A 21640-nucleotide genomic window follows, 5' to 3' on the forward strand; every position below is an offset into this window, starting at 1 on the left:
GGCGGCCCCGTCATGCCCGATGCCGGATCGGCGACGGTCAACGGCGTTTTTCCCGCCATTTTTCCACCGGGTAACGTGCCAGCGTCAGGTCTGCCGGCCAGGCGTCGCGTGCCAGCCCGGCCTTCTGCTTGAGGTGCGCGAGAAAGTCGGCCGGATCGGGCAGCTGGGCCCAGACCTGAGGCAGGAAAGTGGCGCGATGACAGCCGCTGCTCAGAATGACGCCATCGATACCGGGGCGCAACTGCGCCCGCGCATCGGCTTCGTCCCGGAAAGTCAGCGGCTCGCCCGGTCCCAGGAGGGAAACTTCGACCTGAGTGTCCGCCCATTCCGCCGCGTTCATCGGGGCAAAGCGCGGGTCGCGGAAAGCCGCGGCGAGGGCATTGTGCGTAATGTCATCCGCGAGTGTGCGGTGTGGCACCAGGCTTCCGATACAGCCGCGCAACTGGCCGTGGCGGGTCAGTGTGACAAAGGTGGCGCCGATTTGGGCGAGCTCAGGCAGGTCGACCGTCGGCAAGGCCGCACCCTGTAACTGTGCGCTGATCGCCTGACGGGCGCGTTGCAGCAAGGCGATGCCGAGTGCGTTGTCGGCGGCGGGGGGCTTGGTCTGAGCCGGCGCGGGCGCTGCCTCGAAGAGCGCAAACGCCGCATAGCCCACAACGCGTGCCATGTTGCCGCCGGTATCCCCCGAATGACAGTGATGAATCGCCTCGATATGCAGATCCCGTTGTCGCGCCGTGTGCAGAAATGCATTGAGCGGATAGGCACCGCAGGCTTCTGCCGGCTGAATATCGGTCGCGAGGTTGAGGATGCGGGTGCGCGTACGGGCGTCCTGGGCCTCGGCTGCCGGTGCCGGCAGGTAGTGCGACAGATCGGTGCTGATCACGAACAGGGTTTCCGGCCCACCCCAGCAGGTTTCGATGACCTCGGCCAAGGTGTCGGGCGCGATCTCGCCAACGCCGATCGGCAGGAGCTCAAAGTGATCGAGCACCCGTTGCAGGAAAGGCAGATGCACTTCCAGCGCATGTTCCTGCTGATGGGCCAGCGCGCTGTCCACCACCCACGGCGCGCGCTGCAGCGCCGCCAAGCCCGCCTGATCGAGCGCGATCGTGCCGAGCGGAGTGGCAAAATGGCTGGCCGCCGGCAAGGCCAAGCCGCGCACAAACACACGATGCAGCGGGCCGAGCAGGACCACGCGGCGGATTTGTTTCGCCCAAGGGCGCAAACCGCCATAGGCGCGTCCTGCCGTCGCACCGGAATAGCGGTAACCGGCATGCGGCACGATCAAGGCCTTGGGCGGCGTTGACCAGACCGCCGGTGCTGCGTCGAGCAGGGCATCGACCTCGTTGCGCAGTTGGATGGCATCAGCGGGATAAAAGCTGCCGGCCACGGCAGGAGGGCGAATGGCAGTCATGGGGATGCCTCAGATGAACAACAGGCCCACGCCAAGCCCGGCGCCGATGGCGAGCAGGCCGGGCAGGGCCGGACGGGCCAGCGGTCCGCGTCCGATGCTGAGTACCAGGCCGATCTTGAAGATCAGATTGGCAACGAGGGCGAGGGTGACGGCGATCACCGCCTCGGTACCCGCCACCTTGTCCAGATTGAACATGCGCAGCGTGGACAGCACGCTGGCATCGGCATCGGTCAGGCCCGAGACCAGCGCCACGATATAGAGGCCGCTGTTGCCCGCCACGTCCTGCAACCAGGCCGCCGTAAGCAGCACGACGGCGTAGAGCAGGCCGAAGGAGACGGCGGTTTTCAGTTCGGTCGGGTTCTTCACTTCCGGCATCGGCAGTTCGCCTGCCTCGGCGAGTTCCTTCCAGCCATACAGGGCCATGGCCACGCCCGGCACGATGCCGCAGGCGAAGACCATGGCCAGTGGGCCGATCAGGCTGGGTGCGACAACGCTGGCCACGATGCCCAGGCGGATCATCACCATCACGTTGGCAATCAGGATGACGATGGCCGACATGCGTACCAGATGGCCGTGTTCCGCCGCGTGCCGGGAGAACATCATGGTCGTTGCGGTCGACGAGGCCAGACCGCCGAAAATGCCGAGCACCGCTGCACCGTGACGGGCACCGATGATGCGCAAGGCGAGATAGCCGGCCAGCGCCAGACCGGAAATGAGGACCACCATCCACCAGATCTGACGCGGGTTGATTGCGCTGTAGGGGCCGAAATCCTGGCTCGGCAGAATGGGCAGAATGACCAGTGAAAGCACCGCAAACTGCAGGATGGAATTGATGTCCTTCGGGGTGGTGCGTTCGCTTAGTTGTTTCAGTTCGGCCTTGAAATAGAGCAGGGTGGTCGTGGCAATGCCGAGCATGACGGCCAGGGTGGTGTAGCCGTGCCAGATCGCAGCCCCCAGGCCATAGGTCACGATGATGGCGGCCTCGGTCGTGAAGCCGCGGAATTGCTCCTCCTGCTGTGAGGAAAAATTGGAGGCCACCATGGTCCCGGTCACGACCAGCAGGCCGACCGCCAGCATCCAGGGACCACCACCCGTGCGTTCGCCGAGCAGCGCAAACAGGCAACCGAGCAAGGCGATCAGGGCAAAGGTGCGCAAGCCGGCTGCGGCATCCGGACGCCGTTCGCGTTCCATGCCGATAAGGAGGCCGATGCCGAGCGAGGTGGCAAATGCCTCCAGGGGAACTGCCAGTTCAGGAACGATGAAACTCATCGAATGCCGCGCCTCCACGAGGTTTTTAGTAAAATTAAGCCATGCCACGCCATTACGCAATCGTTCCCGCTGCCGGAACCGGCGCCCGCTTCGGTGCCGACAAACCGAAGCAATACCTCGACCTCCTTGGTCGCCCCCTGATTTTTCACACCCTGGCGGCGTTGACCGCCTGCCCCGAGATTGAACGGGTGTGGGTCGTCCTGTCGCCGGACGATCCCTACTGGCCGCGTTACGACTGGTCCGTCCTCGGCCTCAAGCTCGAAACCGTGCGTTGCGGCGGCGCGACCCGCGCCGAGAGCGTACATAACGGCCTGCAGGCGGCCGCCATGGTCGCTGTTGAGGATGACTGGGTGCTGGTGCACGATGCGGCCCGACCGTGTTTGAGCGGGCAGATGCTCGACGCGATGTTCCGCGAACTGGCCGACGATCCGGTCGGTGGCATTCTCGCCGTGCCGGTGGCCGACACCTTGAAGCGGGCCGATGCCGAGCAGCGCGTGGCCGCGACCGAGCCGCGCGACGGCCTCTGGCAGGCGCAAACCCCGCAGATGTTCCGCTACGGTCAACTGTGCAGCGCCCTGCAAAACCATCGCGACGTGACGGACGAGGCCGGCGCCATCGAGGCGGCCGGCTTGACGCCCCGCCTTGTGCGCGGCGATTCGACCAATCTCAAGGTGACTTATCCGGCCGACCTCGCCTTGGCCGCCATGATTCTCAGGGGACGCAAATGAATTTCCGCATCGGGCAGGGCTACGATGTCCATCGGCTGGTTGAAGGCCGCAAACTGATTCTCGGCGGCGTCGAGATTCCTCACGCCACCGGCCTGCTCGGACATTCCGATGCCGACGCCCTGCTGCACGCGATTACCGATGCGCTGCTCGGCGCCGTTGCGCTGGGTGATATCGGTCGTCACTTCCCGGATACCGACCCGCGCTTCAAAGGGGCCGACAGCCGTGTCCTGCTGCGTGGGGCGGTGGCCCTGCTGCGCGAACGCGGCTGGGCGCCGGTCAACGTCGATGCCACCCTGATTGCCCAGCAACCCAAGCTGGCACCGCACGCCGCCGCCATGGTGGCCAATGTGGCGGCAGATCTGGGGATCGGGCTCGATTGCGTGAATATCAAGGGCAAGACCAACGAAAAGCTGGGCTATCTGGGGCGCGAAGAAGCCATCGAAGCCCAGGCCGTCGTGCTCGTCGAGAAAATCGGCTAAGTATTGTCCGCTGGCAGGCGGGCGCGCCCGACGCTTCTTTGCCTTCCCGCCACCGGAAATGCTGCGCGATGTGCTGCCAGCCTTTGCTGGCCCGCGCGGGGGCGAGATCGCCCCTTCAGCCAGCCCATCGCGCAACGGGCGTAGGCTCTGCCGATTTTGTCGGTGTGTCGGACATTTCTGGCGGCATCTTGATGTAGGCAGGGCCTCACCGGGGGTGCTGAAGTGGGCATTCCCTTGCAACACACCGAATAAGCAATTTAAACACCCATAAAAACAAAAGCTTGCAATCCATGCGGTTGCCGCCGATGCATGACAACCCGGCTGGCATAGCCCTTGCGATAGGTTCATCGGCCCCCGCTCGGGGCGCCGGACAATATCAACACAGGGAGATCATCATGGCATGGGAGTTGTTGTTTACTTCGGATATCGGTTTGCTCAGCCTCTTCACGATTGGCTTCATCCTTGTGATGTGCTGGTACATCGCCAGCTACGTCACGAAGCACATGAAGGATGCACCGCCGAAGGATGTTCTGCCTCCCACGGCACACTGATCGCCTCCGACTTCGGGCTCACGCCCAAGGCGTCAAGGAAGGCGACTTCCGGCTGTTTCCGTCCGCTTGAATTTCCCCCTTTCGGTATGGCATCCCAAGGCTGTGCCGATGACCTCCTCCCAACGGAATTCAGCCAGGAACAGCAGGAAGTCGCCGGCCTGCTCCACGCAAACGGGCTCAGCCCGTTTTTTCGTTGACGGCGTCGCCTTGAAGGTCGCTTATTGGGGCGTGACAGGAATGACGATACGGGCCAGCAAGCCGCCGCCTGGATTGGCGAGGAGATGCAACTGGCCGCCATGCTGGCGGATGATGCGGTCGACGATGGCCAGGCCCAGGCCGGTACCGTTGGCATCGGTACGCGCATCGGTCATCCGGGTGAAGGGACGCTTCATGCGCTCCACCTGATCGGCCGGAATACCGGGGCCGGCGTCGGCGATTTCGATGCAAATTTGATCGTTGACCGTCGCTGCCCGCAGGGCAGTCATGCCGCCGCCGTATTTCCAGGCATTGTCGAGCAGATTGCTCAGCGCCCGGCCGATGGACTTGGGCGCGCCGAGTATTTCGGGCAAGAGGGCAAGTTCGGCCGGGCAGGGGCGGCCGATTGCGCGCTGGCGATCGACCAGTGTGGCCAGCAGGGCATTCAGATCGACAGGCACCCGATTTTCGCCTTGATCGGCGCGGGCGTAATCCATGAATTGCGAGATCACGGCTTCCATCTGCTCGATGTCGGCCACCACGGCATCGCGGGCTGCCGGGTCAGGCATGCTCATTTCGGCTTCCAGGCGCAGTCGGGTGAGCGGGGTGCGCAGATCGTGCGAGATGCCGGCCAGAACTTCCGAACGGTCCTTTTCATGGCGGGCAAGGTCGCTCGCCATGGTGTTGAAGGCCGTGGCCAGTTCGCGCAACTCATCAGCGCCATCGGTTGGCAGCGGCGGCGGCGTCTGACCGCGCCCGACCGTGGCTGCAGACTGCGCCATGGCTTTCAATGGCCGGCTGATACGCGAGGCGATCAGCCAGGCGACGGCGAGCGCCAGGGTGATCGCCAGGGCGCCCCAGCTCAGCAGGTGGTTGGTGACATTCCGCTGAGCACGTTCGCTGGGCAGGATCAGCCAGTAGGCTTCGTCATCGCCGTCGTCGAGGCGAAAACTGACCCAGAACCCCGGCACGCCATCGACTGCCGCAGCAATCCGGGTGTCGCGCCCCAGACGCTTTTCCAGTTCGGCCTGGAGCAAACGGTGAAAGCGCGACTCCGGCATGTCCTCGATCTGGTCCTCCGGCTCGGCCGGCAGCAGGCGAATGCCTTCCCGCGTCATGAATTCGCGGAAGAGTCCTGGCCGCTTCTTGGGTGCGGCAGCAAAAAGCGAGCCCCGGATCAGGTTGACCGCCGAACTTGCCAATTGGGCAATTTCCCGCGCCCGCGGCTCGGCATCCATGTAGCGGAACAGGCTGAGCCAGCCTGCGGTGGTCAGCAGGACGAGCAGGGCGAGCAGCAGGAAGGTGCGGGCCAGCAGGGTGCGCGGCATGAGGGGCGGCGATGCAATCGACAGCGGTCAGTCGCGCGTGCTGCCATCCGGCACGAACACATAGCCGAAGCCCCAGACCGTCTGGAGATAACGCGGCTGTGCCGGGTCCGGCTCGATCAGCTTGCGCAGGCGCGAGACCTGAACATCGATGGCACGGTCGAAGGGGCCTTGCTCACGGCCACGCGCCAGGGTCATCAGCTTGTCGCGTGACAGCGGCTGGCGCGGGTGCTGCAACAAGACTTTCAGCACGGCAAATTCGCCGGTGGTCAGCGAGACAATCTCGTCACCGCGCTTGAGGGTGCGGGCAGCCAGGTCGACTTCGATATTGCTGAAGCGGATGCATTCCTGGGCATCATCCGGCGCGCCCGGCGGGCGGCTGCCCTGACGGCGCAGCACGGCATGCATGCGGGCCAGCAATTCGCGCGGGTTGAAGGGTTTGGGCAGGTAGTCATCCGCGCCCATTTCAAGACCCACGATGCGATCGACTTCGTCGCCTTTGGCAGTCAGCATGATGACGGGCGTGGTATCGCCCTGGCCACGCAGGCGACGGCAGATGCTGAGGCCGTCTTCGCCCGGCATCATGAGATCGAGCACGATCAGATGGTAATGTTCGCGGGCCCGGGCCTTGTCCATCTGCTGGCCATCGGCCACCGCCTTCACTTCAAATCCCTGCTCGGTGAGATAGCGCGTCAGGAGATCGCGGAGGCGGGCATCGTCATCGACGACGAGAATGTGCTGGTGAGTGTCGTTCATGCGGGCAAGGATAAACCGGTTGATCTGGGATGGGCAGGCCACAACGCAGGCAAATGGTAACAAATGCTTGCTTGTCGGCAGATGGAAACATTCCCTTACAATTGCATCCGCATTGCGCTCCGCCGGGGGAGACAATACATCCGTTGCCGTTTTCTCCTGATCATCGTGTCTGCCGTCTCCGTTTTCTCGCGTTTTTCCTGTTGTTGCCTGATGCTGGTGCTGTTGGCCAGCCCGCTGGCGCACGCACAGGTGAGCTGGCGCGACCTCCCGCCCGAGGAGCGCCGCCAGTTGCGCCAGCAAATGCGCGAACAATGGCAGGAACGGGACCATCATCGCGACATGGATGCGCCACCGCCCCGGCGCTGGCAGGAAGTACCGCCTGAAGACCGGCGTCAGATGCGCCAGCAGATGCGCGAGGAAATCCGCGAGCATCATCCCCGGCGGCCGGATTACGACCGGCCGCCTCCCGGCGGGGGACGGGGCAACTGGCGCCACGAGCGCTGAACCGCCCACATCGCATGCGCCGAGCCGGATCAGCTCCGGTAAAATGACGGCCATGCCTATTCTTGCCCTCGAAACCTCGACCGAACTCGGTAGCTGCGCCCTGTTGATCGGTGACCAGTGCCTTGAGCGTACCTGCCCGACAGGTCGTCCGCATTCCGAAACCCTGCTTCCCCTGATCCGGGAATTGCTGGCCGAAGCCGGCCTGACCTTCAGCCAACTCGCTGGCATTGCCTTCGGCGTGGGCCCCGGCGCCTTTACCGGCTTGCGCGTCGCCTGCGGGGTCGCCCAGGGCTTGGCCACGGCGGCCGATCTGCCGCTGGTCCCGGTATGTAGTCTGGAAAACCTGGCCGAGCAATCCGGGCAGGATGCGGTGCTCTCCATCCTGGATGCACGCATGGGTGAGGTTTATGTTGCAGCCTATCAGCGGCAGGCCGGTACGTATCGGCAGCAGGGTGACATTCAGGTTGTCCCGCCGCAGGCTGTCCCCGTCCCGGAAGGCTCGGGCTGGCTGGCCGTCGGGAATGCGCTGGCGGTTTATCCGGCGCTCGGCGAGCGCCTGGACGCCGCCGGCATTCATCATCTCGCCGGAATCACCTTGCCGCTGGCCAGCGTCGCTGCCCGTCTGGCTTTGCCGCGCCTGCAGGCCGGGCAGGGGATTGATGCGGCCTTGGCAGCGCCGCTGTATATCCGCGACAAAGTTGCCAAAACAGTGGCCGAGCGACTGAGTGAAGGCGGGCGCGCATGAGTTTTGAGCTGGCGGCGCCGGAGTTTTTGCCCATGCACGCCCGGGACCTCGATGAGGTGGCTGCACTGGAAGCGCATCTCCAGGCATTCCCCTGGACCCAAGGCCATTTTGCCGATTCGCTGACCGCCGGACACAGTGTCTGGGTGTTGCGCAGCGGAAGCCAGTTGATCGGTTTTGCCGTGGTCATGGTCGTGCTGGATGAGGCGCACCTGCTCAACATCGGGGTCGATGCCCGTCTGCACGGCCAGGGCTTTGGTGCGCGCCTGTTGCGTCATGTCATGACCGTGGCGCAACGCCACGGTGCCCACCGGCTGTTTCTTGAAGTGCGTCCCTCCAACGACCGTGCCGTGGCCTTGTATCGCCACTTCGGCTTTCGTGAGATCGGGCGACGCAAAGGCTATTATCCGGCACAAACAGGCCGTGAAGATGCCCTCATCTTTGACAAGGAACTCGCATGAGCCTGAGTCGCGAGCAGATGTTGCACGAAATGGGGATCACCCCGCTCTGGGTACTGCGAGACCCCGCGCCGGCCGAGTTGTCCGAGATGGCGTGCGATGAGGCTGTCACGGCCCCCGAGGTTGTCGCTCCCCCTTCCGTCATCGCTGATGTGCCGCCACGGCATGGGCCTGCAGCGCAGACCGAGCCCCTTGTGCCCACAACTGTAGCGGCGCGTACAGGTACCACTACGCCGACGGTCGACCACCTGGATTGGCCTGATTTGGCCAGGGCGGTGGCCGAATGTCGCGCCTGCGGCCTGTGCCAGCAACGCAAACAAGCGGTGCTGGGGGTTGGTGATCTTCAGCCAGACTGGCTGTTCATCGGTGAAGGGCCGGGTGCGGAAGAAGATGTGAAGGGCGAACCCTTTGTCGGTCAGGCTGGCAAATTGCTCGACGCCATGTTGGCTTCCATCGATCTCGAACGAGGCAAGAAGGTCTACATTGCCAATGCCGTGAAATGCCGCCCGCCCGGCAACCGTACGCCCGAGGCGGCCGAGATGGCGACCTGTCATCCCTATCTGGCCCGCCAGATCGCCTTGCTCAAACCCAAAGTCATTGTCCTGCTCGGCAAGGCGGCGGTGCATTCGGTGCTGCAGGACGACAAGCCCCTGGGCAGCTTGCGCGGCCGCCAGTTTGAATATGCCGGTATTCCGGTCGTCGTGACCTATCACCCGGCTTATCTGCTCCGTAACCTGCCGGACAAGGCCAAGGCCTGGGAAGATTTGCTCCTGGCCCGTCGCACCCTGGCGGCACGGCAAGACCCGGCGCTGCCTTTCTAAAGAACATCCCCGAAAACAAAACGGCCTCCCGATGTGGAGGCCGTTTTCATTCAGGCTGCAGGGCGCTCAGTGATGGGGGGTGTCGTCCAGATGGCAGACATCGTCGTGCTCGCGCTGATTCTGCAGGTGGCGCTCGCGAATCAGGTACATGAGACCGCTGACGCAAAGACCAAACAGGGTGACGACCAGGTAGATCGAAAGATTCATTTTGACCATCAGGTAATACAGGCCTGTCATGATCAGGATGGAGAGGTTTTCATTGAAGTTCTGGACGGCAATCGAGTGCCCGGCCCCCATCAGCACATGGCCACGGTGCTGGAGGAGGGCATTCATCGGCACGACAAAGAACCCGGAGAGCCCGCCGATCAGGATCAGCAGCGGGACGGCAATCCAGATGCTATGCACGAAATTCATGACAAGCACGATCAGGCCCATCGCAATCCCCAGCGGAATGACCTGAACCGATTTGCGCAGCGTGATCATCTTGGCAGCGATGATTGCCCCGACAGCCACGCCGATGGCCACCACGCCCTGCAACATCGAGGCTTTGGAGAGGTCGAGTTGCAGTGATACCTCGGACCACTTGATCACGATGAATTGCAGCGTTGCGCCCGCACCCCAGAACAGCGTCGTCACCGCCAGGGAAATCTGGCCCAGACGGTCGCGCCAGAGCAGGGCAAGGCAATGCTTGAATTCATGCACCAGATAGAACGGATTACGCTTGAGCGGCTTGTGATCAACCCCGGTGTCCGGCACTTTGAGATTGAACATGGCTGCCAGGATGTACAGGACACCAATGATGGTGAGCGCCATTTCACTGGCAGTATCAATACCGGTTTCAATCAGGGGAAAATCGAAAGCCAACAGCGTATGGGCCACATCGGGCCGGATCAGCGCGCCGCCGATCACCACACCGAGAACGATGGCGCCCACGGTCAGGCCTTCAATCCAGCCATTGGCCACCACCAGCAGGCGCGGCGGCAGATACTCGGTCAGGATGCCGTATTTGGCCGGAGAGTATGCGGCGGCTCCCAGGCCGACGACTGCATAGGCGAGCAAGGGATGTGCGCCAAAAAACATCATGCCGCATCCCGCAATCTTGATGGTGTTGCTGATGAACATGACGCGCCATTTCGGCATCGAGTCCGCAAATGCACCGACAAATGCCGCCAGGACAACATACGAGACCGTGAAGAAAGTCTTCAGCAGCGGCTCGTATTCGGCCGGGGCATGCATGTCACGCAAGGCTGCAATCGCAGCGATCAACAACGCATTGTCGGCCAGCGCGGAAAAGAACTGCGCGGCCATGATGATGTAGAAGCCAAACGGCACGAGAGGTCTCTCTTCTTGTGTCTTATATAACTTTCGGCGGCTTTTATAACACGCTTTCGATTGAAATTCAGTGACAGGCGGCAAACGCCGTTTGACGGGCGATGACGGCTCGGATTCAAACAACTGATTCAATGGTGCTTTGTCCCGTATGAGTTGGATAAATCGGTATCGCTGACTGCATCGTGATTTGAAGATCCGTTAGTCGCATAATTTGTATTATGTAAACTAATAGACAAATTCGAGAAATGGAAGATGACCTTCTCGCACACCAACAATCTTGGCGGATCATCCCGCCCATGTTAAAAGTCGCGGCATGCGTATTCCCGATTTTATTTGGCCGCAGTGGCTGCGCGATTATCCGCGCCGCGATCTCGGTGCGGATATCACTGCCGGCGTGCTGGTCAGTATTCTGGTCGTGCCCCAGAGTCTCGCCTATGCGCTGCTCGCTGGCTTGCCACCGCATTTCGGTTTGTACGCAAGTATTTTCCCCGTGCTCATTTACGCCTGGTTTGGCAGCAGCCGGGTTCAGGCGGTCGGCCCGGTGGCCATCACCGCCATCATGACTTATACCGTTCTGCTCCCGCTCAGTCGCCCGGGATCGCCGGAATACATCGTGCTGGCGGCAACCTTGTCCTTGCTCTCCGGTGCGATGGTGTTTGCCTGCGGTCTGGCGCGCCTTGGCTTCCTCTCGCAGTTGCTGAGCCGGCCGGTGGCCAGCGGGTTCATTTCCGGCTCGGCGGTATTGATCGTGTGCAGCCAGTTCAAACACCTGCTGGGCTTGAGTGCCCTGCCGACACAGCCCTGGACCGCAGGGGGATTGCTCACGATTTTCTCCAGCATTCATGGCATGACCGCGCTCGTCGGTGGCATCAGCCTGCTCATGTTGATGCTGGCGCGAACCTGGCTCGCCACCGGCTTGAAAAAACTGGGTTGCGCTCCGGCAACAGCCGCATTTGCCGCCCGGCTAGCGCCCTTAGTGGTCGTTGCATTGGGTAGCCTGGCGGTTTACGCCGGGGAACTGGATCGCCGCCACGGGTTGGCTGTGGTGGGCAATATTGCCGGAGGGCTGCCTTTGTTTTCGTGGCAATTGCCGGATGCTGAGCACGTGCAGCGCCTGATCATCCCGGCCCTGACGCTTGCGCTGATTGGCATGGTCCAGAATATTTCCATGGCCCAGGCCCTGGCCGTGAAACGTGGCGAACGGGTGGATGCCAACCGGGAATTGGTCGGTCTGGGGCTGGCCAATATCACCTCGGCCTTCGTCGGGGGAATGCCGGTGGGCGGCGGCGTTTCGCGCTCGGCGGTCAACGTTGCCTCCGGGGCACAAACGCCGCTGGCCAGCATGGTTGCAGCGCTGGTGACCATCTTCATCGTGCTGTGGGCTTCCCCCTGGCTGGCCCATCTGCCGCTGGCAACCCTGGCGGCAAGCATCATGCTGGCAGCGTGGAGCATGGTCGACCTGGCCGCCTTGCGTCAGGCCATGGCATATGACCGCGCCGATGCCCTGGCCTGGTTGGGGACTGCACTGGGGGTGATCGTACTGGGTGTCGATGTGGGCATTGGCCTGGGCGTGGTGCTCTCGATGGCCACCCTGCTCTTCCATGCCAGTACGCCGCATATGGCGGTTGTCGGGCGTCTGCCCGGCAGCGAGCATTTTCGCAATGTGGCACGGCACCGGGTTGATACCCTGCCCCACGCCCTCTTTCTGCGCATTGATGAAAGCCTGTTCTTCGGCAATCTGGCCGCCATCGAGAGTTACATCCGTCAGGCGCTGGCGCAGCAGCCTGCCTGCCGCGATCTGGTACTGGTCATGAACGCCGTGAACCGGATGGACAGTACGGCGGTCGACACCCTGGCCGAACTGAACCGGGATTTGCTGGCGCAGGGCATTCGCCTGCACTTTGCCGAAATCAAGGGGCCGGTACAGGACCGTCTGCAGAACACGGCCTTGTGGCGGCATTTGTCCGGACAGGTTTTCCTGTCGGCCAGTGCGGCTTTCGACGCGCTGGCTGCGTCTGACTGCGCTCCCGCAGCGTCGAACTCGCCGGCTTAGTTCAGGCTTTCTTCCGGAATATCCGGCAGATTGACGATCTCGATGCCCTCATCGCGCAGGGCTTCATATTCATCCCGGGTCGTTTTGCCGCGAATGGCCCGCTCGGGGGCTTCCTGATAGTGGATCTTGCGCGCCTCGTCCGCAAAGCGGTCGCCGACATCCTCGCTCGTGTCACGCAACACCTGCACGAACTGACGATAGAGGGCGCGCATTTCAGTCCCCGTGGGCGGCGGCGTGCCGCTCGCAGGCGGGCTGGTCGATGACGCGTGCGCCGGCGGCTGTGCTTTGCCGGTTGAAACGGCAACCGCAGAGGGCACGCGCCGGATCGCCTGACTATCGCACTGCGGGCAGCTCAGCAGGCCGCGCTGGCGCTGCATGTCGAACTCGTCGGCATTCCGGAACCAGGCTTCGAAGCGATGATCGCGGTCGCAGCAAAGGTCGTAGATGATCATGCCGGTCAGCGCTGGCGGAACTGGCGGTGGCAGCTCTGGCAGGTGTCGTAGACTGCTTTGTAGGGCGCGTCGACCTGTGCCTTATCCTTGCTGCGCGCGGCTTCCAGGAGTTTGCCGGTGGCGGCCAGGAAGGCATCGCGCTCTTTGGCGAAGGCATCCGGTTTTTGCCAGACCGCATCGGTGGATTTGCTCGGCGGGTACTGGGTATCCGGGCCGAAATGCGTCCAGGGGGCCTCCTTGGCGGCATCCAGCGCTTCGGCAAATGTCAGGAAACGGGCCGCGTCATAGCGGTTGTCGCGCAACATCTTGCCCATCGGCTCAAACTGGCGGATGAATTCCTTGAAAGCCAGTTGTCGCGTTTTGACCGGTTGGCCGGGGCGGGTATCTTCCGGTTCGCCACACGCGGCAAGCAGTCCGACGGTCAACACGGCGCAGAGCAGGTTTTTCAGCATGGCAGACAAGGCGTTTTTGCGGGAGGCGCAATTATATAAGGGAGTGCCGGTGGTATCCTCCCGAGCCATGTTCAATTCGCGTCTTTTCTGACGGTCGACCGCATGCATGCTGCAGACTGGTCTGCCATCTGGCTGACCCTCAAACTGGCGAGCGTCGTCACCGTGCTTCTGCTGTTGGTCGGTACGCCCCTGGCGTGGTGGCTGGCGCGCACGCGTTCGGCCTGGAAAGGCGCGATCAGCGCCGTGGTGGCCCTGCCGCTGGTGCTGCCGCCGACCGTACTCGGTTTCTATCTGCTCCTGCTGATGGGGCCGCAAGGGCCGGTGGGCCAGTTGACCCAATCCCTGGGCTTGGGCTTGCTGCCCTTTACCTTTCCCGGACTGGTCGTGGCGTCGGTGTTCTATTCCCTGCCCTTCGTCGTGCAACCCATCCAGAATGCCTTTGAAGCCATTGGCGAAGCACCGCTCGAGGCCGCGGCCACCTTGCGTGCCTCGCCCTGGGATGCCTTCTGGTCCGTGGCAGTGCCGCTCGCCCGCCCCGGTTTCCTGACCGGGGCAATTCTGGGTTTTGCCCACACCATCGGGGAATTCGGCATCGTGCTGATGATCGGCGGCAATATCCCCGAGCAGACGCGCGTGATCTCGGTGCAGATCTACGATCATGTCGAAGCGCTGGAGTATGCACAGGCGCATGTGTTGTCGGCCGGACTGCTGCTCTTCAGCTTCTGCGTCCTGATCACGGTTTATGGCCTGAACGGGCGTCGGCGGGGCCGGTCATGAACGGTGAAATTCGCCTCGTTTGTGCGGTTGACCGTCAGGCATTCCGCCTCAACGTCGACCTGTCCCTTCCGGGTAGCGGCATCACCGCCCTCTTCGGCCCTTCAGGTTCCGGCAAGACCACCTGCTTGCGCTTGCTCGCCGGCCTCGAAAGGCTGCCGGGCGTACAGTGCAGCGTGGGCGATCAGGTGTGGCAGGACGATCAGCGGGGCATTTTTGTCCCGCCCCATCAACGTGCCTTGGGTGTGGTTTTTCAGGACGCCAGCCTGTTTGCCCATTTGTCGGTGCGGGACAATCTCCTGTTCGGGCAACGCCGCGTTCCAGCCGGACAACGGCGGCGTCAGCTCGGGGAAATCACGGCACTGCTTGGGCTGGAAACCTTGCTGGATCGTCTGCCGGCAGCGCTCTCCGGCGGCGAACGTCAGCGCGTCGCGATGGGCCGTGCCCTGCTGGCAGAGCCGGCCTTGCTGCTGATGGATGAACCGCTGGCGGCCCTCGACTGGCGGCGAAAACAGGAAATCCTCCCTTACCTGGAACGTCTGCATCAGGAACTGGCAATCCCGATGGTGTATGTCAGCCATGCACCGGATGAAGTCGCCCGACTGGCCGACCATCTTGTTCTGCTCGACGGCGGTCAGGTCATTGGGCAGGGCGCACTCAACACGGTCCTTGCCCGGACGGATCTGCCGCCGGTTTTCGCGGAAGATCCGGGCGTCGTGCTGTCGGTCTGCATTGCCGAACAGGCCGATGACGGCCTGACCCGCCTCAGTTTTCCCGGCGGCGATCTCTGGGTGGCGCAGCGTGCTCAAGCCATCGGCACCCCGCTGCGTTGCCGGATTCATGCCCGCGATGTCAGCCTGTCGCGCCAGCCGCTGGTGGAGAGCAGCATTCTCAATGCTGTCCGGGCCAACGTGCTCGATTTCACCCCATGCACGGTCCCCGGTCAGGTGCTGGTACGCCTTACCGTCGATGGCACCATATTGCTGGCACGCATCACGCAACGCTCCATTCAGCGCCTGCAGATTCAAGCAGGCGATACGGTCTACGCCCAGATCAAATCGGTTGCCTTGTTGGACTGACGGTTTCGCCGAACGCGTTTTCCCCCATTTTGCGCACGGCATGTTATAAAAGTGCCGTTACTGCCAAAACCATGGGCATTCATGGCTCCCATTCTCGCTTGTCGTTGCGTGTTTTTGTCCGGTGCGCTCGCGTTGACCGTCGCCACGGGGGACGTTTGCGCCCAGGAAACCCCGCCGCTTGAACTCAATGCCCATGCCAGCCTGGGCATGTCGCGCAGTCTGGCCAGCGGTGTTGCTTACCGTGCCATGGATAGTTCCTTGGTGGCGCTTGATGATGGCTGGAGCGGTCGGCTGGATAACCGGGTTGGCGTGCAGGCGCGCTGGAATATCACGCCCGCCTGGTCGGCCGTGGTCCAGTCACTGGTGCGCCGTAATGGCGCTGACGACGTCCGCATGGCGACGCCCTGGGCCTACGTGAGTTGGCAGCCGGACACACAATGGGAAGTTCGCCTGGGGCGGTTCCGTCAATCGCTCTTTCTGATTACGGATAGCTACGATATTGGTTACAGCCACCCTTGGGTGCGCCCTCCCGCAGAGCTCTATACGCTGGTTGGCGAAAGCACCAGCCTTGACGGTATACAGGTACGCCACCGCCATGCTCTGGGCGCAGGCGTAACCGGTACTTTAACCGCCCATGCGGGCGTAACGGAGGTAAAACGCCCGCGTTACCAAGTCCGCAATACGCGTAATCTTGGCATCTCGTATGCTGTCTCAGATGGGGCATTGACCGTCCAGGCAGCACTGGTGTCGGCCAATACCCGCATGAACTCCTCCGGCATCGAACAGATTGAAGCCCTGATTCGCCAGCAGGATGCTGCGGTGGCCGATGATTATGGCGTGGCCAATATCGCTGGCCAGACCTATGGCGGCCTGGGGCTACGTTACGAAAAGAACGGCTGGGTGTTCATTTCCGAAATTGGTGCCACTCAGCTTCAGCGTCGCTCGATGACCGATCGGCTCGGCTGGTATGCCACGCTGGGTCGGACTTTTGGTGCCTGGACGCCCTACCTGAGCTATGCCGAAAACCGGGTTACCGGCGCGCTGACCGAAGATCGGCTCGGTAGCGGCAGTACCGCCAGCACGGCGAATGCCTTCCTGGCCCGCCGTAACACCGGGCAACACACATGGTCGCTGGGTGTGCGCTGGGATTTTCAGGAAGGCATGGATCTGAAGGTTCAATTGGATCGGGTGAGTCCTGATACCTATGGTTTGCAAGGCAGTTTGCTGCCCGACGGTCGACATCATTTCAACGTCGTTTCTGTCGTCATGGACTGGGCCTACTGATGAGATTCCTGCGCCTGCCTATCCTGGTGATTGGTCTCATCGCTTGCGGCATGCCCGCGCAGGCCGTCATGGGCCAAGGACCGGCCATCGCCATCGTGGTCAGCGAGCGCAGCGCGATCAGGAGTCTCTCGCAGGAGGACATCGCAGCGGCGTTTTTGGGGATGTCCGTGCAGAATCTGGCCCCGATCGACAGCGATGACGTTTCTTTACGGGAAGCGTTTTACCAGCAACTGCTCGGGCGCAGCCGTAACCAGATGCGTGCATATTGGTCACGCATGGTCTTCACCGGCCAGGGACGGCCGCCGCCGGTGCTGAATTCGGATGAACTCGGCCGGGTCAGCAACGTCAATTGGCTGAGTTACGTCCGCAGCGACCAGAAGCCGGCAAAAACCCGCGTGCTGCTCGTTTTGCCCTGACCTGACCCGAGGCCGATTCAGTCGGCGTGGCGGGACTTGATATCGAGAATGGTGGGCAGGATCTCGATAAACGTATCGACAATCGCCGGATCGAAATGACGCCCCTTCTCCTGACTCAGTAGCGCCAGGGCATCGTCTACCGTCCAGGCCTTTTTGTAGGGACGCTCGCTGGTCAGCGCATCAAAGACATCTGCCACCGCGACGATCCGTCCTTCGAGCGGGATATGCTCCCCGGACAGCCCGTTCGGATAACCTGAGCCATGCCATTTTTCATGATGCGTCATGGCCACACTGGCAGCCAGTGCAAAGAGTTCGCTGCCCTCCGGGTCGCCAATGATGCGCGCGCCGATCTCGGCATGGGTACGCATGATCACCAGTTCGTCCGGATCCAGCTTGCCGGGCTTCAACAGCACCGCATCGGGAATCCCGATCTTGCCGATGTCGTGCATGGGCGCAGCGTTGTAGAGCAGATCCGTCCAGTTGCCAGGCATCCCCATGGCCGTCGCCAACTCACGCGAGTATTTGCTCATGCGGACGATGTGCATCCCGGTCTCGTTGTCCTTGAATTCCGCAGCTTGGCCCAGGGTACGAATCACCTTCAGGCGGGTTGTGTACAACTGATCCGTCCGCTCGCGCACCATCGATTCCAGGACATGCTGCTGATCCGACAAAGCCAGATGCGTGCGTACCCGAGCCAGGACAATGCGTGGCTTGACCGGTTTGGCGATGTAATCGACCGCACCCAATTCGAAGCCCTGCCCTTCATGCTGCTCATCGCCGCGCGCCGTGACGAAAATGACCGGGATATCAACCGTGCGTGGATTGCTTTTCAAGGCGCGGCAGACCTGGGTGCCATCCATGCCCGGCATCATCACGTCGAGCAGGATCAGGTCGGGCGCCAGGCCACCTTCCAGCAACTCCAGCGCTTCCTGGCCACTGGTGGCGGCCAGTACCCGGTATTCGGGGCGCAAGATCCCGCGCAACACCTCGATATTGTCCGGCATGTCATCAATGACCAGAATCGTGTGACGACGGTGTTGTCCGGCCTTAATTTCCATTGTTCTGACCCTTCTCACGTACATTGACAACAGCAAGCATGGTATCGACGCCCTTGAGCGCCGTTGCGAAATCATAGCGCGCAATGGCTTGGGTAATTTGTTGAAGTTGTTCGCGCATTTCGCCCGGCGGGATTTGGGCTGCGAGTCCTTCGATTTGCTCTACCGATTCGGTATCGTTGACCTTGAGCAACAGGCGGATGGCTCGCAACTGAGCGGAAATTTCATCTGCGCCTAGCGCGGGCATGTTCGGTGCGGGCTGCGTGCTATCAGGCAACTGACGAATGCTGGACAGCAAGTGATCGAGTGCCTCGAAGGTATGCTGGGCGCAACGGCCCGCCATGTTCCAGTCAGCCTCCTTGACTGCGCGCTCCAGTTCTTTCGCCTGCAAGGCCAGGCCTTGGGCGCCAATGGTGCCGGCCACCCCCTTGAGACTGTGGGCGAGCATGGACAAGGCTTCGGTATCACGCTCGGCCAAGGCAGCTCGGGCCTTGTCGGAGAAATTGCCAAACGACTCGCTGAAGCGCTTGAGAATGCGCCGGTAGAACTTTTCTTCGCCCCCGGATTGCGACATGCCCAGCCGGATATCAACCCCGGGCAGCGTCAGGCGCGACGCACTGCGGGCAGCCTGCTGGCGCTCCGCCGGACGAGGCAAAGTCGGCGGGGTCCGGCGCCGGTCAAAATGTCGCAACAGCGCATACAAGGCTTCGGGATCAATCGGCTTCGTGATGTGCGCATTCATGCCGGCCGCCAAGCTGTTCTCCCGGTCGCTCTCGAGCGCCCCCGCTGTCATGGCGATGATCGGTAAGGTGTCCGCAGCCTGCGTCTGCCGGATGATCCGGGCTGCCGCCAGACCGTCCATGACCGGCATCTGGATATCCATCAGGATCAGGTCGCAGGGGGCGTCACGGAGCAAATCGATCGCCTCCTGGCCGTTGTTCGCAACGCGTAGTTCCACCCCGACCCGTTGCAGCAACTCGGTCGCCAGTTCGATATTCACCTCGTTATCTTCGGCAAGGATGACCTTAAGTCCGGCCAGCGCAGGTTCGTTGTCTTTGGGCGTGGAGCAAGGGGCAATGGCATCGGCAGGCTGCCCCAGGCAACTATTCAAGGCATGCGAGAGCTGGCCGGGAGAGACCGGTTTGCTCAGTACCGGCTGCTCGGGCAAACCGGCATCGAGCAAGGCCTGATGCAACAGGGCGGTTTCATAAGCGCTGACCATGATGATGGCAGGCAACTGCTCGGCCGGGTGCTGCTTGCGTAGCGCGCCCAAGAGGGCGACCCCGTCCATTTCCGGCATTTTCCAGTCACTGAGCACAACATCGAAGGCTGCGCCAGGCAGCGTGGCCGCCAAGCGCTGTTGAGCCTCCAATCCACTGCCTGCCGTTACCGTGTCGAAGCCCATCTGGGCCATCATCGAAGCCAGAATTTCCCTGGCAGCTTCATTGTCATCGACAATCAAAGCCCGCTTGCCAGGCCAGTTGGTGACGGCCTGATGCACGGTTTCCTGCTTTGGCCGTCCCTTGCGGAAACGCAAGCCAAAACGGAAGGTGCTGCCATGGCCCTGGATGCTCTCGAGGGCGATCTCGCCGCCCATCAATTCGACCAGACGGCGGCAGATGACCAGGCCCAGGCCGCTGCCACCGTAACGGCGTGAAATCGAACCGTCTGCCTGAACAAAGGCCTTGAATAGGCGTGCCTGCTGCTCGGGCGAGATCCCGATGCCGCTATCCCGCACGGAGAAATCAATGCTGACCCAGTCCTTGTCCTGAGCCTGAACACTTGCCATGACCTGAATGTCGCCGGTCTCGGTAAATTTGATGGCATTCGACAACAGGTTGGTCAGCACCTGTCCCAGCCGCAGCGGATCACCGACGAGCAAATGCTGCAGATCCACCGGCAAATCGAAAATCAGTTCCAGCTGCTTTTCGCTGGCACGTAACCCGAGCAGATTCGAGAGGTTGCCAAATACTTCCTCAAGATCAAACTCGATATGCTCGATGCTGAGTTGGCCCGCCTCAATTTTCGAAAAATCGAGGATGTCGTTCAGAATGCCGAGCAAGGCATTGGCGGATTGATACACCTTGTCGATATAGTGTTTTTGTTTCGGCTCCAACCCGGATTCCAATGCCAAGTGGGACATCCCGATGATGGCATTCATCGGCGTGCGGATTTCATGGCTCATGGTCGCCAGGAAAGCCGATTTTGCATGATTGGCCTCTTCTGCCCGACCTCGCGCCTTGTCCAGTTCCTTGAGTGCCTCATTGAGCGCGTGATTGCGCTCATCGAGCTGAAGCGTGCGTTCAACGACACGTTGCTCCAGCGTGGCATTCAACACCCGCAATTCATCCTCGATACGTCGCAGATCGCTGACATCGAGCATCGCGACGATCAAAAAGCTGGTCTCGCCGATCTCGAATTGCTGCCCGAACATGATGAAGCGGCTCACGCTGCTCTCGGCAGAGGAGCGGAATGGCAATTCGTACGGGCCAAAGCGGCCATGCTGCGTCAATGCAAGGCGGATGGCGACCAAGTCGTCTTCGTCGATCTGCAGCCCGATGTCGTGAATGGTTTTCTCCAGCGCCCGTTCGCGTGCAACCCCGGACCGGGAGACCGCCACATCGTTGGCATCGATGATGACATAGCGTGATGTGGCTTTTTCAATGCGAAACAACAGCATGGGAATCGGTGCCGCATTAAATACATTGGCAAACTTGCGCTCACGCAGCGCAATCGCTGCTGCCATCCCGTTAAAGTGATCGGCCAGTTCGTCGAGTTCGTCCCGGCCTTCAACCGGCAACACTGCGTCGTAATTCCCGGCAGCCACGGCGCCAGCCATGCCGATAAAGCGCTGAAAGCGCGCACGGAGCCGATTACCAAAGAGGACTGCTAGCAACAACATCAAAACCAGCGCCAGGGCACCGGCTGCCATGCCGGCACGAGCCACCCGGTCCAGCACCTGCAACATGTCCCCCGGGCTCAGGCCGAACTGGAAATAACCAACCTGATTGTCATGCAACAGGATTTCGTGTCGCACGTGATACAGCCCGGACGCCAGGGCGCTGCGTGCATTGGCGGAGGGTTCGGGCAACTTGTCGCCGGTCGCGATCTTGCCGGCTGAAATCAGGGCTTTGCCATCCGGGCGGATGACCACCAGATAGGTCATGCCGTGCGCGTGGTCGACGAGATCGCCGAAAAAATCCTGCAGGGTCTGGTAATTGTTGTCAGCGATATAGGGCGCGAGCGTGACATTCAGGATTTCCGAGGTCTGGGCAGCGGTTGCCTCCAGATTATCCGCCACGCCGTCGCGCATGATGGGCTGCACGAGCAGCAGATAGAACGCCACGACAGCCATCTGGATAATGGCTCCCCAGGCGATCAGGCGTCCGATCAATGAATGTCTCCAGCGCCGCTTTTCCATCTTCCAGCCCCCTCGATATGGAAGGACGCGTTCAATGCGCGTCTGGCATAAGCATAGACCACTCCCCCGCCCTGTGTGCGCGG

At 61.9% G+C, this 21640-nt stretch carries 21 protein-coding genes; 12 read left to right on the forward strand and 9 right to left on the reverse strand.

Translation table 11 applies throughout. From position 1 onward, the window contains the following. Positions 1-37 precede the first annotated feature (37 nt). Together amrB and AACO21_RS12320 are read right to left on the reverse strand one after the other, a co-directional pair. Positions 38-1411, reverse strand: a complete 1374-nt coding sequence (gene amrB / locus AACO21_RS12315; RefSeq protein WP_346192819.1) for an AmmeMemoRadiSam system protein B — start codon at positions 1409-1411, stop codon at positions 38-40. A 9-nt stretch (positions 1412-1420) separates the two neighbouring features. Then, positions 1421-2680, reverse strand: a complete 1260-nt coding sequence (locus AACO21_RS12320) for an MgtC/SapB family protein (RefSeq protein WP_346192820.1) — start codon at positions 2678-2680, stop codon at positions 1421-1423. A 41-nt stretch (positions 2681-2721) separates the two neighbouring features. Here AACO21_RS12320 and ispD point away from each other — a divergent pair, with 41 nt between their 5' ends. From ispD to AACO21_RS12335, 3 genes are all read left to right on the forward strand, one after another. Next, positions 2722-3408 (forward strand): 2-C-methyl-D-erythritol 4-phosphate cytidylyltransferase, encoded by a 687-nt coding sequence (gene ispD, locus AACO21_RS12325; RefSeq protein ID WP_346192821.1) that lies wholly within the window; start codon positions 2722-2724, stop codon positions 3406-3408. Next, positions 3405-3887: a 2-C-methyl-D-erythritol 2,4-cyclodiphosphate synthase gene (gene ispF / locus AACO21_RS12330; RefSeq protein ID WP_346192822.1), complete on the forward strand. Its 483-nt coding sequence runs from the start codon at positions 3405-3407 to the stop codon at positions 3885-3887. The genes ispD and ispF overlap by 4 nt, the downstream gene beginning before the upstream one ends. 395 nt (positions 3888-4282) lie before the next feature. After that, on the forward strand, positions 4283-4438 hold the full coding sequence (locus AACO21_RS12335) for a DUF3149 domain-containing protein (protein WP_346192823.1): 156 nt from the start codon (positions 4283-4285) through the stop codon (positions 4436-4438). Between the two features lie 218 nt (positions 4439-4656). Here the strand turns inward: AACO21_RS12335 and AACO21_RS12340 are convergent, their stop codons facing one another. Next, a complete protein-coding gene (locus AACO21_RS12340; protein WP_346192824.1) occupies positions 4657-5961 on the reverse strand; it encodes an ATP-binding protein in 1305 nt (434 codons plus the stop codon). A gap of 27 nt (positions 5962-5988) precedes the next feature. Beyond that, positions 5989-6714, reverse strand: a complete 726-nt coding sequence (gene ompR, locus AACO21_RS12345; protein ID WP_346192825.1) for a two-component system response regulator OmpR — start codon at positions 6712-6714, stop codon at positions 5989-5991. 165 nt (positions 6715-6879) lie between these two features. Here ompR and AACO21_RS12350 point away from each other — a divergent pair, with 165 nt between their 5' ends. The 4 genes from AACO21_RS12350 to AACO21_RS12365 are packed head-to-tail and all read left to right on the forward strand — an operon-like array spanning position 6880 to position 9239. Continuing rightward, positions 6880-7218, forward strand: a complete 339-nt coding sequence (locus AACO21_RS12350; protein WP_346192826.1) for a hypothetical protein — start codon at positions 6880-6882, stop codon at positions 7216-7218. Between the two features lie 52 nt (positions 7219-7270). Beyond that, positions 7271-7963, forward strand: coding sequence for a tRNA (adenosine(37)-N6)-threonylcarbamoyltransferase complex dimerization subunit type 1 TsaB (gene tsaB, locus AACO21_RS12355; protein ID WP_346192827.1), 693 nt, complete (start codon positions 7271-7273; stop codon positions 7961-7963). Beyond that, a complete protein-coding gene (gene rimI / locus AACO21_RS12360) occupies positions 7960-8421 on the forward strand; it encodes a ribosomal protein S18-alanine N-acetyltransferase (protein ID WP_346192828.1) in 462 nt (153 codons plus the stop codon). Before tsaB ends, rimI begins: the two co-directional genes overlap by 4 nt. Then, complete coding sequence (locus AACO21_RS12365; protein ID WP_346192829.1) at positions 8418-9239, forward strand: uracil-DNA glycosylase; 822 nt, start codon at positions 8418-8420, stop codon at positions 9237-9239. The genes rimI and AACO21_RS12365 overlap by 4 nt, the downstream gene beginning before the upstream one ends. Before the next feature lie 66 nt (positions 9240-9305). Here AACO21_RS12365 and lplT read toward each other — a convergent pair whose 3' ends face one another. After that, the gene (lplT, locus tag AACO21_RS12370) at positions 9306-10571 is read right to left on the reverse strand and encodes a lysophospholipid transporter LplT (protein WP_346192830.1); all 1266 of its coding nucleotides are present in this window, start codon (positions 10569-10571) and stop codon (positions 9306-9308) included. A gap of 313 nt (positions 10572-10884) precedes the next feature. On the opposite strand from lplT, the gene sulP reads away from it, so the two are divergent. Beyond that, positions 10885-12624, forward strand: coding sequence for a sulfate permease (gene sulP, locus AACO21_RS12375; RefSeq protein WP_346192831.1), 1740 nt, complete (start codon positions 10885-10887; stop codon positions 12622-12624). Here sulP and AACO21_RS12380 read toward each other — a convergent pair. Both AACO21_RS12380 and AACO21_RS12385 read right to left on the reverse strand, forming a co-directional pair. After that, a complete protein-coding gene (locus tag AACO21_RS12380; protein ID WP_346192832.1) occupies positions 12621-13076 on the reverse strand; it encodes a DUF1178 family protein in 456 nt (151 codons plus the stop codon). The two genes, sulP and AACO21_RS12380, sit on opposite strands and share 4 nt — an antisense overlap. 5 nt (positions 13077-13081) lie before the next feature. Further along, positions 13082-13528, reverse strand: coding sequence for a cytochrome c (locus AACO21_RS12385; protein WP_346192847.1), 447 nt, complete (start codon positions 13526-13528; stop codon positions 13082-13084). 102 nt (positions 13529-13630) lie between these two features. Between AACO21_RS12385 and modB the strand changes: the two genes are divergently transcribed. The 4 genes from modB to AACO21_RS12405 all read left to right on the forward strand — a co-directional run bounded on the left by modB (position 13631) and on the right by AACO21_RS12405 (position 17081). Then, entirely contained in the window at positions 13631-14305 is a 675-nt protein-coding gene (gene modB / locus AACO21_RS12390) for a molybdate ABC transporter permease subunit (protein ID WP_346192833.1), read from the forward strand. After that, positions 14302-15381, forward strand: a complete 1080-nt coding sequence (modC, locus tag AACO21_RS12395; protein WP_346192834.1) for a molybdenum ABC transporter ATP-binding protein — start codon at positions 14302-14304, stop codon at positions 15379-15381. The genes modB and modC overlap by 4 nt, the downstream gene beginning before the upstream one ends. 81 nt (positions 15382-15462) lie before the next feature. Further along, complete coding sequence (locus AACO21_RS12400; protein WP_346192835.1) at positions 15463-16665, forward strand: hypothetical protein; 1203 nt, start codon at positions 15463-15465, stop codon at positions 16663-16665. Continuing rightward, entirely contained in the window at positions 16665-17081 is a 417-nt protein-coding gene (locus AACO21_RS12405; protein WP_346192836.1) for a hypothetical protein, read from the forward strand. The genes AACO21_RS12400 and AACO21_RS12405 overlap by 1 nt, the downstream gene beginning before the upstream one ends. A gap of 17 nt (positions 17082-17098) precedes the next feature. Here the strand turns inward: AACO21_RS12405 and AACO21_RS12410 are convergent, their stop codons facing one another. Both AACO21_RS12410 and AACO21_RS12415 read right to left on the reverse strand, forming a co-directional pair. After that, entirely contained in the window at positions 17099-18139 is a 1041-nt protein-coding gene (locus tag AACO21_RS12410; protein WP_346192837.1) for a two-component system response regulator, read from the reverse strand. After that, positions 18129-21530: a response regulator gene (locus AACO21_RS12415; RefSeq protein ID WP_346192838.1), complete on the reverse strand. Its 3402-nt coding sequence runs from the start codon at positions 21528-21530 to the stop codon at positions 18129-18131. The genes AACO21_RS12410 and AACO21_RS12415 overlap by 11 nt, the downstream gene beginning before the upstream one ends. Positions 21531-21640: the final 110 nt, after the last annotated feature.

Source organism: Dechloromonas sp. ZS-1, assembly GCF_039649255.1.
In the GTDB taxonomy this organism is placed as follows: Bacteria; Pseudomonadota; Gammaproteobacteria; order Burkholderiales; family Rhodocyclaceae; genus Azonexus.